Genomic DNA, 11,819 nt, shown 5'->3' with positions numbered 1-11,819 from the left:
GACTACAGTCGATGGGACATCCTGACCGAATGGCGGACCCCATGAGCGCAGACTTCGACACGATCTTCAACTACCACGAGCGCGCCGTCTTCGAGGCGGTGTCCGCGGCCGCCACCCAGCACCCGCACCTGCATGGCAGCGAGCTGCTCGCCGACATCGCCTGCGTCGCGCTGAACCGGCTACCGCCGCGCTACATCCGGCACGCGGTCGATTTCTCGTTCTACCTGAGCGAGAAGGAGCGCCACGTGATCGAGGTGGCGATCAGCGAGGCGGTCGATTTCGCGTTCCAGTTCGTCTTGGCCCGCACCGCGATGAAAGCCCGGAACTAGCCGCGGCTCGTCGCCGGCCGCACCAGGATGGTCGGGAAGCTGACCGGCAGCGTGCGCGGGAAATCGCGGCTGAAATGCAGCCCGCGGCTCTCGTGCCGCATCAGCGCCGAGCGCACGATCAACTCGGCGCAATCGACCAGGTTGCGCAGCTCCAGCAGGTCGCGCGTGACGCGGAAGTTCGCGTAGTAGTCGTCGATCTCGTTGCGCAGCAGATCGATGCGGTGCAGCGCCCGCTCCAGCCTCTTCGTGGTGCGCACGATGCCGACGTAGTTCCACATCAGCAGGCGCAGCTCGTCCCAGTTGTGCGCGATCACCACCTGCTCGTCGGCGTTCTCGACCTGGCTCTCGTCCCAGGCCGGCAGCCCGGGCTGCTCGCTCGGCGCGTTCGACAGGATGTGGTCGGCGCAGGTCTTGCCGAGCACCACGCACTCGAGCAACGAGTTGCTGGCCAGCCGGTTCGCGCCGTGCAGCCCGGTGTAGGTGGTCTCGCCCACCGCATACAGCCCCGGCAGGTCGCTGCGCCCGTGCAGGTCGCTGACGACGCCGCCGCAGGTGTAGTGCGCGGCAGGCACCACCGGGATCGGCTGGGTCGTGATGTCGATGCCGAGCTTCAGGCAGCGCGCATGGATGGTCGGGAAATGCTCTTTCAGGAACTCGGCGCCCAGGTGGGTCGCGTCCAGCAGCACGTAGTCGACGCCGTGCTTCTTCATCTCGAAGTCGATCGCGCGGGCCACGATGTCTCGCGGCGCCAGCTCGCCGCGCGGGTCGTGCGCCTGCATGAAGCGGGTGCCATCGGGCAGCAGCAGGTGGCCACCCTCGCCGCGCAGCGCCTCGGTGATCAGGAAGCTGCGCTCCTGCGGGTGGTACAGGCAGGTCGGGTGGAACTGGATGAACTCCATGTTGCCGACCCGGCAGCCGGCCCGCCAGGCCATCGCGATGCCGTCGCCGGTGGAGGTGTCGGGGTTGGTCGTGTAGCGGTACACCTTGCCGGCGCCACCGGTGGCCATCACCACCGCCGACGCGGCCAGCGTCTCGACGCGCTGGTTGTCGATGTCGAGCGCGTAGATGCCGTAGCAGCGCGGCAGCTCGTCGCGCTTCAGGTGGCGCGAGGTGATCAGGTCGACCGCCATCCAGCGCTCGAGCATGCGGATGTTCGGGTGGCGCTTCACCTCGTCGAGCAGCACGTCGTGGATGGCCTTGCCGGTCGCGTCGGCCGCATGCGCGATGCGGCGCACCGCATGGCCGCCTTCGCGCGTCAGGTGCAGGCCGAGCGGGCCTTCGGGGTCGGGCGAGAACGGCACGCCGCGCTCGACCAGCCATTCGATCGCCTGCGCACTGTGCTGCGCGATGAAGCGCGCGGTGTGCTCGTCGACCAGCCCGGCGCCGGCGTCCTGCGTGTCGCGCACGTGCGATTCGATGCTGTCGTCGGTGCCGAGCACGCCGACGATGCCGCCCTGCGCCCATGCGGTGGCGGCCTCGTCGAGGTTGCGCTTGGCCAGCACGACCACCGGGCGGGTCTGCGCGATGTGCAGCGCGACGGTCAATCCCGCCAGGCCCGCGCCGACGATCACGACCGGCAGGGAAGAAACAGCTTCAGCGCGCGACGGGGCCATGAGGCGGACGCAAAGTAGGAGGTGGGCGATTCTATCGGCGCGCCCATGGCCCCCGTGGCACCCATGGCAAAGGCGGGGCCGCGCGTCAAGCCCCAAGTCGGCGGAGCAACGACATGTTTTTTGCGACCTTTGCCCCTGTCACATCCTGAAACAAACTTCTACACTGCCCCGTCAGGTCATCCCCAGCAGCAGGTCCCATGTCGAGCATCCCCCCTTCTTCCACCGGTACCGATCCCCAGGGTGGAGGCGTCGAAGACGGCTGGCAGGCGACACGGGCCCAGACCCAGGTGACCACCGAACTCCTCGCCGATGCGGACGACGACGCGGCCGACGGGCAGCGCGACATCGGCCGCCAGGTCAGCGCCGACCAGCGCGAGCTGTTCGTCTCGTGCGACCCGGCCGAGGCGATGCAGCAGCAGTTCGAGCTGCTGCAACCCGACTACATCGCGCTGCACGACGTCGGCACCGTGTCGTCGCGCAAGCTGCTGGCCGGCGTGGCCACCGCCAGCAACCGCACGCTGCAGAAGCTCGTGATCCGCCGCCAGGGCTACGGCACGCCGCTCGCGACGCTCGAGTTCGTCGATTTCCCCGGGGCCGACGGCAACCTGCTGCGGCTGTACACCACGCAGGCCGATGCCGACACCGTGGCGCGCCAGGCGCTCGCGCGCGTGCTGATGGGCTACAGCCAGCTCGCGGTGCTGATGGTCGGCGCGCTGCCGGCCCACCTGCTCGAATCGACGCTGAAGCCGCTGCACGAAGCGATGGTCAGCGGCCCGTGGTTCAACCGGCACATGCTGCTGCTGCCGCTGACGGCGACCACCGCCACGCTGACCAGCTTCGCCACCGACATGGCCCGCGGCACCGGCGTGAACGTGCGCACCACGCCGCAGGTGACGCGGCCGGCGGATGCCTGGGGCTTCATCAGCGGCACCTGGAACAAGCTGCGCGAGCAAGGTGTCGGCGCGCGGCCGGCCGGCACGCCGGCGCCGCCGCCCGGCCTGAACGCGATGCCGCCGATGGCGCCGCGGCCCAGCGGGTCGTTCTCGCCGTCGGTGCCGGCTGCGCTGGCGGCACCCACCCCGACATTGCCGCTGGCGACGCCACCCGCGGTGGCCTACCCGACCTCGTACGCGGCGATGCCGCCGACGCCACAGCAGGCGATGTTCGCGCCCTCGTCGACCGCGATGCGGCCGATGCCGCCGACCCGGCCGGTGGCGCCGACGCAGCCCGATTCGCCGCTGCAGCGCTACGTGAACCAGTTGATCGAGCTGACCGGCATGGTCAGCTGCTGCGTGTTCGACATCGCCAGCGGCCGCGACCTGGTGCATGCCGGCGCGCGGCCCTCACCCGACATCCTGGCCCACCATGGGGCGGCACTGCTCGGCGCGATGACGGCCACCGCCCGCACGATGGGCCTCGGCCACGCGGTGCCTGAGGCCGCGATCACGCTGGGCGCGCACCACCTGCTGCTGCGCGCGGTGCCGAACCATCCCGGCCTGGCACTGCACGCGGTGCTCGACAAGACGCACGCGAACCTGACGCTGGTGCGGCTGCAGGTCGTCCGGATGGACAACCTGCTCGACTGAAACAGGTCAGTGCACGACGCGTGAGAAGCTGAACTCGGTCCCGTTCACATCCACCGGAATCACGTCCTTCGGCCCGAACCTGCCCTCGAGGATCAGCTTCGAGACCGGGTTCTCGATCTTCTGCTGGATCGCCCGCTTCAGCGGCCGTGCACCGAACACCGGATCGAAGCCGACCTTCGCCAGCACCGCCAGCGCGGCCGCTGACACGTCGAGCTTCATCTCGAGCTTGTCGAGCCGCTGCTCCAGCGTCTTCAGCTGGATGCGCGCAATGGCCTCGATGTTCTTCGCGTCCAGCGCATGGAACACCACCGTCTCGTCGATGCGGTTCAGGAACTCCGGGCGGAAATGCTGCTTCACCTCTTCCCACACCGCCGCGCGGATGGCCTCGGGGTCCTGCCCCACCATCTGCATGATCTGGTGCGAGCCCAGGTTCGAGGTCATCACGATCACCGTGTTCTTGAAGTCCACCGTGCGGCCCTGCCCGTCGGTCAGCCGGCCATCGTCGAGCACCTGCAGCAGCACGTTGAAGACATCGGGGTGCGCCTTCTCGACCTCGTCGAGCAGCAGCACGCTGTACGGCTTGCGCCGCACCGCCTCGGTCAGGTAGCCGCCCTCGTCGTAGCCGACGTACCCGGGCGGCGCGCCGATCAGCCGGCTCACCGAATGCTTCTCCATGAACTCGCTCATGTCCATGCGGATCAGGTGGTCCTCGCTGTCGAACAGGAAGCCGGCCAGCGCCTTGCACAGCTCGGTCTTGCCGACACCGGTCGGGCCGAGGAACAGGAACGAGCCGGTCGGGCGGTTCGGATCGGACAGGCCCGCGCGCGAGCGGCGGATCGCATCGGCCACCGCGGTGATGGCTTCGTCCTGGCCGACCACGCGCTCATGCAGCTTGCCTTCCATCTGCAGCAGCTTCTCGCGCTCGCCCTGCATCAGCTTCGACACCGGGATGCCGGTGGCGCGCGCGACCACCTCGGCGATCTCCTCGGCACCGACCATCGTGCGCAGCAGCTGCGGGCGGCTCGCATCGGCGCCCTTGCGGACCTCGGTGGCCTGCGCGTCCTTCAGCGCCTTCTCCAGCTCCGGCAGCTTCCCGTACTGCAGCTCGGCGACCTTGTTGAAATCGCCCTTGCGCTTGAACTCCTCGATCTGGAAGCGGATGCGGTCGATCTCTTCCTTCACGTGGGCCGAACCCTGGGCTGCTGCCTTCTCGGCCTTCCAGATCTCTTCGAGGTCGGCGGCCTCGCGCTGCAGGCGCACGATCTCTTCCTCGATCAGGCCGAGGCGCTTCTGCGAGGCCTCGTCCTTCTCGCGCTTGACGGCCTCACGCTCGATCTGCAGCTGGATCAGCCGGCGGTCGAGCTTGTCCATCACCTCCGGCTTGGAGTCGATCTCGATCTTGACCTTGGCCGCGGCCTCGTCGATCAGGTCGATCGCCTTGTCGGGCAGGAAGCGGTCGGTGATGTAGCGGTGGCTCAGCTCGGCCGCGGCGACGATCGCCGGGTCGGTGATCTCGACGCCGTGGTGCACCTCGTACTTTTCCTGCAGCCCGCGCAGGATCGCGATGGTGGCCTCGACCGTCGGCTCGCCGACCAGGATCTTCTGGAAGCGGCGCTCCAGCGCGGCATCCTTCTCGATGTACTTGCGGTATTCGTCCAGCGTGGTCGCGCCGATGCAGTGCAGCTCGCCCCGCGCGAGCGCCGGCTTCAGCATGTTGCCGGCGTCGATCGCGCCCTCGGCCTTGCCGGCGCCCACCATCGTGTGGATCTCGTCGATGAAGACGATGGTCTGGCCCTCGTCCTGCGCGACTTCCTTCAACACCGACTTCAGCCGTTCCTCGAACTCGCCGCGGAACTTGGCGCCGGCCAGCAGCAAGGCCATGTCGAGCACCAGCACCCGCTTGCTCTTCAGCGAATCGGGCACCTCGCCGGCGACGATGCGCTGCGCCAGGCCCTCGACGATCGCCGTCTTGCCGACGCCCGGCTCGCCGATCAGCACCGGGTTGTTCTTGGTGCGGCGCTGCAGCACCTGGATCGCGCGGCGGATCTCGTCGTCGCGGCCGATCACCGGGTCGAGCTTGCCGCGGCGCGCGCGCTCGGTCAGGTCGATGGTGTACTTCTTGAGGGCTTCGCGCTGGCCTTCGGCATCGGCGTTGTCGACCTTCTGGCCGCCGCGCACCGCGTCGATCGCGGCCTCGAGCGACTTGCGGGTCAGGCCGTGCTCCTTGACGAACGGGCCGATCGCCGACTTGGCATCGGTCGCGGCGAGCAGGAACATCTCGCTCGCGATGAACTGGTCGCCGCGCTTGGTGGCCTCTTTTTCAGAGGCCTGCAACAGCGCGCCGAGTTCTCGGCTGGCCTGCACCTGTTCACCGCCCTGCACCTGCGGCAGCTTGCGCAGCTCACTGTCGAGCGCGGATTGCAGTTTCGATGAATTGACGCCAGCGCGATCGAGCAGCGCCTTCGGGCCGTCGGCCTGGGCCAGCATTGCGGCCAGCAAGTGTGTTGGCTCGATGTAGGGGTTGTCGCGGTTCAGCGCGAGGCTCTGGGCCTCGCCGAGCGCTTCCTGGAACTTGGTGGTGAGCTTGTCGAGTCGCATGGGACGAATCCTCCGATTGCAGCGGATTTGAGGGGATCGTCCCGGATTTCAAGCTAAGCCAGAACAACCCTCGCAAGCTTGTATCCGACACCGGCACAGGCCAGCGACCCCAGCACGTGGGCCAGAGTGTGACCGACGGCCAGCGTCCACTCGTTGCGCTGGATCAGCGCCAGCGATTCGCCGGAGAACGACGAGAAGGTCGTCAGCCCGCCGAGGAAGCCGGTCACTGCCAGCAGCCGCAGCAGCTCGTTCGGGCTGCGCTGGAACCAGTACAGCGCGATGCCGATCAGCAGCCCGCCGGCGCAGTTGACCAGCAGCGTGCCGAGCGGGAAGCCCGCCCATTGCGCGTTCAGCCACAGCCCGGCCCACCAGCGCAGCAGCGCGCCGAAGACGGCGCCGGTCGCGACCGCCAGCACCTGCAACCAGGTGATGCCCACACCCGCGCCCGCCGTCATGGTGCGAGGTTCCCGCTCGTGATGCCCCAGCGCTGCAGCGCGGCATCGTCGTGGCTGCGGGCGTCGACCCAGCGCGCGCCTTGCGGCGTGTGCTCCTTCTTCCAGAACGGGGCTTGCGTCTTCAGGTAGTCCATCAGGAACTCGCAGGCTTCGAAGGCGGACCCGCGGTGCGCCGACGTGACGGCCACCAGCACGATCTGGTCCTGCGCATCGAGCACGCCGACGCGGTGGATCACGCGCGCGGCGCGGATGTCGAAGCGGGCCGCCGCCGCGTCGATCATCGCGTCGATCGCCTTCTCGGTCATGCCCGGGTAGTGCTCCAGCTCCATGCGGCTGACGTCGGCGCCCTCGCTGCGATCGCGCACCGTGCCGACGAATGCGACCACCGCGCCGACGCCGCCGTCGCCCGCACGCAGGCCAGCCACCTCGGCGCCGAGGTCGAAGTCGTCGGTCTGGATCGACACACGCGTGCGGCTCATGTCAGCCTCCGGTGACGGGCGGGAAGAAGGCGAGCTCGGCGTCGTCGTGCAAGGGCGCGGCTTCGTCGCACAGCGCCTGGTCGAGCGCGCAGCGCAAGGCTCGCGTTCGCGCCAGCGCCGCGGCGTGGCGCTCGTCGCGGGCGATCAGCGCATCGCGCGCCGCAGCCACGTCGGCACCGGCCGGCAGCTCCAGCGTCTCGCCGCCGCCGAGCGCTTCGCGCAGCGACGCGAAATAGCGGACACGCAGCTTCATGCGAGCAGCTCCGAGAACGGGATGTAGCGCACCGTGTCGCCCACGGCGATGGCCTGGCCGGGCGGGTTGTCGACAAGACCGTCGCCCCACACCGCCGAGCTGAGCACGCCCGAGCCCTGGTTCGGGAACAGCGCCAGCCCGCCTTCCGGCGTGCGGCGCACCCGCAGGAACTCGCGCCGCTTGTCCGGCTTCGGCCACGCGAAATCGGCCCGCATCGGCAGCCCGTCGGGCATCTCGGCCGCGGCGCCCTGCAGCCGCAGCAGCACCGGGCGCACCGCCAGCAAAAAGGTGATGAAGCTCGACACCGGGTTGCCCGGCAGCCCCATGAACCAGGCCTCGGTGAAGTCGCCGCGCCGCACGCTGCCGAACGCCAGCGGCTTGCCCGGCTTCAGCGCGATCTGCCACAGGTCGAGCCGCCCTTCGGCCTGCACGGCAGGGCGCAGGTGGTCTTCTTCGCCGACCGACACGCCGCCGCTGGTGACGATCAGGTCGTGCCCTTGCGCGGCTCGCATCAGCGCATCGCGCGTCGCGTCGAGCCGGTCGGGCACGATGCCGAGGTCGGTCACCTCGCCGCCCAATGCCTGGATCAGCGCCCGCAGCGTGTAGCGGTTGGAGTTGTAGATCGCGCCAGGGCGCAGCGGCTCGCCCGGCATCACCAGCTCGTCGCCGGTGGAGAACAGCGCAACGCGCGGCCGGCGCATCACCGACAGCGTGGCTGCGCCGACCGACGCGGCCATGCCGAGCGCCTGCGGGGTCAGCCGCTGGCCGTGGGTCAGCACGGTGCTGCCTTCTTGCACATCCTCGCCGCGGCGGCGCACCCACTGCCCTGCCCCCGGCACCTCGTTGATCCGCACCTGGCCGTCGAGTGCCTCGCACTGCTCCTGCATCACGACCGCATCGGCGCCGGGCGGGATCGGCGCGCCGGTGAAGATGCGCGCCGCGGTGCCGGGCTGCAGCTCGCTCGGCACGCTGCCGGCCGGGATGCGCTGGCTCACCGGCAGCAAGGTGCCGGCGGTCGGCACGTCGGCGCTGCGCAGCGCATAGCCGTCCATCGCGGTGTTGTCGAGCGGCGGCACGTCGAGCCGCGAGTGCACGTCGGCGGCCAGCACGCGGCCGAGGGCGTCGAAGGTCGACAGCGTCTCGGCCTGGTCGGCCGGCAGCGGCTGCACCGCGGCCAGCAGGCGTGCCAGCGCGTCGTCGAGCGACAGCAACGGCGACCGGACCGCCGATGGCGAGCGGTCAGGGGATGGCGGGAGGCTGGTAGTCATAGCGCGAAGCATCGGCCAGCAGGAAGGCGGCCGCTGCCGCAGGGTCATTCAGGTCGAGCAGCGGGCGCGACGTGGGCTCGGGCAACTGGTCGGCACTGTCGGTCGCGATCGCGACGATGAACGGATCGGTCGGGTAGTTCGCCTGCTTGCCGGTGGCCGCGCGCCAGACCTCGATCTTCGGCAGGTCGGCGTGCTTGAAGCCCTCGACCAGCACCCAGTCGCAGTCGACCAGTTCAGCGATCAGCTGGTGCACCGTCGGCTCGGCCAGTTGCTCGTACTCGCGGATCTTGGCCAGCCGCCGGTCCGACGCGATCACGATCTCGAACGCGCCGGCCTGGCGGTGGCGGTACGAATCCTTGCCCGGCTGGTCGATGTCGAAATCGTGGTGCGCATGCTTGACCACCGACACCCGGTGGCCGGCCGCGCGCAGCAGCGGGATCAGCTGCTCGACCAGCGTGGTCTTGCCGGAGCCCGAGTAGCCGCTGAAGCCGATGACTTTCACGCGGGCCTCACACGTGTTCGGTGATGTAGCGCTTGACCGCCTCGGCATCGACCGGCATCACCGTGAAGCGCTTCGGCAGGTCTTCGATGCCCTGCAGCAGGTGCGGCCTGGCCGGTTGCCGGTTCAGCGCTTCGATGATGGTCTCGGCGAACTTGGCCGGCAGCGCGGTCTCGAGCACGATCATCGGCACCGCCGGGTCGAGGTGCTCGAGCGCGACCTTCAGCCCGTCGGCGGTGTGGGTGTCGATCATCGCGCCGAAGCGTTCGTACGCGAGGCGGATCGTCGCGAGCCGGTCGGCATGCGTACTGTGCCCCGACACGAAGCCGTAGCCGGTGATGCGCGCGAATTCGTCCGGCGTGATCGAGAAGCGGCCGTGCAGCTCGATCTCGGTCTTGAACAGCGCGCGCGTGCGCTCGCCGTCGCGGCCGAGCAGGTCGAACACGAAGCGCTCGAAGTTCGAGGCCTTCGAGATGTCCATCGACGGGCTCGAGGTCTCGAAGGTCTCGCTGCCGGCGCGCACCCGGTAGGTGCCGCTGCGGAAGAACTCGTCGAGCACGCGGTTCTCATTCGTCGCCAGCACCAGCTGCTTGATCGGCAGGCCCATGCTGCGCGCGACATGGCCGGCGCAGATGTTGCCGAAGTTGCCCGACGGCACCGCGAAGCTGACCTCTTTCGCGCCGTCGCGCGTCGCCTGCAGCCAGCCGGCGAAGTAGTACACCACCTGCGCCAGCAGCCGCGCCCAGTTGATCGAGTTGACGGTGCCGATGCGGTTCGCGCGCTTGAAGGCCAGGTCGTTGGAGACCGCCTTGACGATGTCCTGGCAGTCGTCGAACACGCCTTCGATCGCGATGTTGTGGATGTTGGCGTCTTGCAGGCTGAACATCTGCGCCTGCTGGAACGGGCTCATGCGGCCGTGCGGGCTCAGCATGAAGACGTTGATGCCCTGCTTGCCGCGCATCGCGTGCTCGGCCGCGCTGCCGGTGTCGCCCGAGGTCGCACCGAGGATGTTCAGCGTCTCGCCGCGGCGGCCCAGTTCGTACTCGAACAGGTTGCCGAGCAGCTGCATCGCCATGTCCTTGAACGCGAGCGTCGGGCCATTCGACAGGCCCTGCAGGTACAGGCCGGGACGCAGCGCGGTGATCGGTGCGATCTCGGTGCTGTTGAACACCGCCTGCGTGTAGGTCTTCGCGGTCAGGCGGCGCAGGTCGGCGGCCGGGATGTCGTCGATGTAGAGCGACAGGATCTCGAACGCCAGCGCGTGGTACGGCAGCTCGCGCCAGCGCGCGAGCGTCGCGGCGTCGACCTGCGGGTAGTGCGTGGGCAGGTAGAGCCCGCCATCGGGCGCGAGGCCTTCGAGCAGGATGTCGGAGAAGCCGCGTTCGGTGCGGTCACCTCGGGTGCTGATGTATTTCACGACAGCTCTTCCTTGCGGATGCGCACGATCGGCGCCAGCACGGTCGGCAGCGCCTGCATCTGCGCCAGCGCCTTGTTCATCTCGCCCTCGACGGTGTCGTGGGTCAGGATGATGACGTCGGTGTGGGCTTCGCCTTCAGCCGACTCCCGTTGCAGCAGCGCGTCGATCGAGATCTCGTGCTCGGCCAGGATGCCGGTGATGCGCGCCAGCACGCCGGCCTGGTCAGCCACCTGCAGGCGCAGGTAGAACGACGTAACGACCTGTTCCATGCCCAGGATCGGCGTGTCGGTGAGCTGGTTCGGCTGGAAGGCCAGGTGCGGCACGCGGTGGTCGGGGTCGGCGGTGTGCAGCCGCGTGATGTCGACGAGGTCGGCGACCACGGCCGACGCGGTCGGCTCGGAGCCGGCGCCCTTGCCGTACGACAGCGTCGTGCCGACCGCATCGCCGTGCACGACGACGGCGTTCATCGCGCCCTCGACGTTGGCGATCAGCCGCTTGGTGGGCACCAGCGTCGGGTGCACGCGCAGCTCGATGCCGGCGTTGCGGCCGAGGTCGTCGCGCCGCTTCGTGATGCCCAGCAGCTTGATGCGGTAGCCGAGCTGCTCGGCATAGGTGATGTCGGCGGCCTGCAGTTTCGTGATGCCCTCGATGTGGGCGCGCTCGAACTGCACCGGCGTTCCGAACGCGATCGCGCTCATGATGGTCAGCTTGTGCGCGGCATCGACGCCCTCGATGTCGAAGGTCGGGTCGGCCTCGGCATAGCCCAGGCGCTGCGCCTCCTTCAGCACCGCGTCGAAATCGAGGCCCTTGGCCCGCATCTCCGACAGGATGAAGTTGGTGGTGCCGTTGATGATGCCGGCGATCCACTCGATGCGGTTGGCCGACAGGCCCTCGCGCAGCTGCTTGATGATCGGGATGCCGCCGGCCACCGCGGCCTCGAAGGCCACCATCACGCCCTTGGCATGCGCGGCCGCGAAGATCTCGGTGCCGTGCACCGCGAGCAGCGCCTTGTTGGCGGTGACCACGTGCTTGCCGGCCGCGATGGCTTCCATCACCAGCGTGCGGGCGATGTCGTAGCCGCCGATCAGCTCGACGACGATGTCGATCGCCGGGTTCGCGATCACCTCGCGCGCATCGGCCACCACCTTCGCCGCATCGCCGACGATTCCCTTCGCGCGTTCGACATTGCGCGCCGCCACCATCGTGATCTGAATGCTGCGGCCGGCGCGACGCCGAATTTCCTCCTGATTGCGCTGCAGCACGTTGAACGTGCCGCTGCCGACGGTACCGAGGCCGAGCAGACCGACTTGGATTGGCTTCAT

Annotated in this window: 11 protein-coding genes; 2 read left to right on the top strand and 9 right to left on the bottom strand. The window is 69.0% G+C overall.

Features of this window, described 5'->3' with window-relative positions; all coding sequences use genetic code 11:
* Window positions 1–41 precede the first annotated feature (41 nt).
* Window positions 42–329, top strand: coding sequence for a late competence development ComFB family protein (locus BUE42_RS12120; protein ID WP_073465353.1), 288 nt, complete (start codon window positions 42–44; stop codon window positions 327–329).
* Here BUE42_RS12120 and nadB read toward each other — a convergent pair.
* On the bottom strand, window positions 326–1,942 hold the full coding sequence (gene nadB, locus BUE42_RS12115) for an L-aspartate oxidase (RefSeq protein ID WP_073465352.1): 1,617 nt from the start codon (window positions 1,940–1,942) through the stop codon (window positions 326–328). The genes BUE42_RS12120 and nadB overlap by 4 nt on opposite strands.
* A gap of 197 nt (window positions 1,943–2,139) precedes the next feature.
* On the opposite strand from nadB, the gene BUE42_RS12110 reads away from it, so the two are divergent.
* Complete coding sequence (locus BUE42_RS12110; protein ID WP_143171453.1) at window positions 2,140–3,528, top strand: hypothetical protein; 1,389 nt, start codon at window positions 2,140–2,142, stop codon at window positions 3,526–3,528.
* A 6-nt stretch (window positions 3,529–3,534) separates the two neighbouring features.
* Here the strand turns inward: BUE42_RS12110 and clpB are convergent, their stop codons facing one another.
* The 8 genes from clpB to BUE42_RS12070 are packed head-to-tail and all read right to left on the bottom strand — an operon-like array spanning window position 3,535 to window position 11,819.
* The gene (gene clpB / locus BUE42_RS12105) at window positions 3,535–6,126 is read right to left on the bottom strand and encodes an ATP-dependent chaperone ClpB (RefSeq protein ID WP_073465350.1); all 2,592 of its coding nucleotides are present in this window, start codon (window positions 6,124–6,126) and stop codon (window positions 3,535–3,537) included.
* Window positions 6,127–6,179: 53 nt separating this feature from the next.
* Window positions 6,180–6,581 carry a fluoride efflux transporter CrcB gene (gene crcB / locus BUE42_RS12100; RefSeq protein WP_073465349.1) on the bottom strand — a complete coding sequence of 134 codons (402 nt, stop codon included), beginning with the start codon at window positions 6,579–6,581 and terminating at the stop codon, window positions 6,180–6,182.
* Window positions 6,578–7,060, bottom strand: coding sequence for a molybdopterin synthase catalytic subunit MoaE (gene moaE, locus BUE42_RS12095; protein ID WP_073465348.1), 483 nt, complete (start codon window positions 7,058–7,060; stop codon window positions 6,578–6,580). Before moaE ends, crcB begins: the two co-directional genes overlap by 4 nt.
* 1 nt (window position 7,061) lies before the next feature.
* Window positions 7,062–7,313, bottom strand: coding sequence for a MoaD/ThiS family protein (locus BUE42_RS12090; protein WP_073465347.1), 252 nt, complete (start codon window positions 7,311–7,313; stop codon window positions 7,062–7,064).
* Window positions 7,310–8,581: a molybdopterin molybdotransferase MoeA gene (gene glp / locus BUE42_RS12085; protein ID WP_073465346.1), complete on the bottom strand. Its 1,272-nt coding sequence runs from the start codon at window positions 8,579–8,581 to the stop codon at window positions 7,310–7,312. The genes BUE42_RS12090 and glp overlap by 4 nt, the downstream gene beginning before the upstream one ends.
* The gene (gene mobB / locus BUE42_RS12080) at window positions 8,553–9,083 is read right to left on the bottom strand and encodes a molybdopterin-guanine dinucleotide biosynthesis protein B (protein WP_073465345.1); all 531 of its coding nucleotides are present in this window, start codon (window positions 9,081–9,083) and stop codon (window positions 8,553–8,555) included. The genes glp and mobB overlap by 29 nt, the downstream gene beginning before the upstream one ends.
* Before the next feature lie 7 nt (window positions 9,084–9,090).
* The gene (gene thrC / locus BUE42_RS12075) at window positions 9,091–10,497 is read right to left on the bottom strand and encodes a threonine synthase (RefSeq protein ID WP_073465344.1); all 1,407 of its coding nucleotides are present in this window, start codon (window positions 10,495–10,497) and stop codon (window positions 9,091–9,093) included.
* Entirely contained in the window at window positions 10,494–11,819 is a 1,326-nt protein-coding gene (locus tag BUE42_RS12070; protein WP_073465343.1) for a homoserine dehydrogenase, read from the bottom strand. The genes thrC and BUE42_RS12070 overlap by 4 nt, the downstream gene beginning before the upstream one ends.

Origin of the sequence: Rhizobacter sp. OV335 (genome assembly GCF_900142965.1) — a bacterium.
Lineage (GTDB): Bacteria > Pseudomonadota > Gammaproteobacteria > Burkholderiales > Burkholderiaceae_C > Rhizobacter.
Note: the sequence above shows the minus strand (reverse complement) of the source record. Positions and strands in the feature narration are given on the sequence as shown.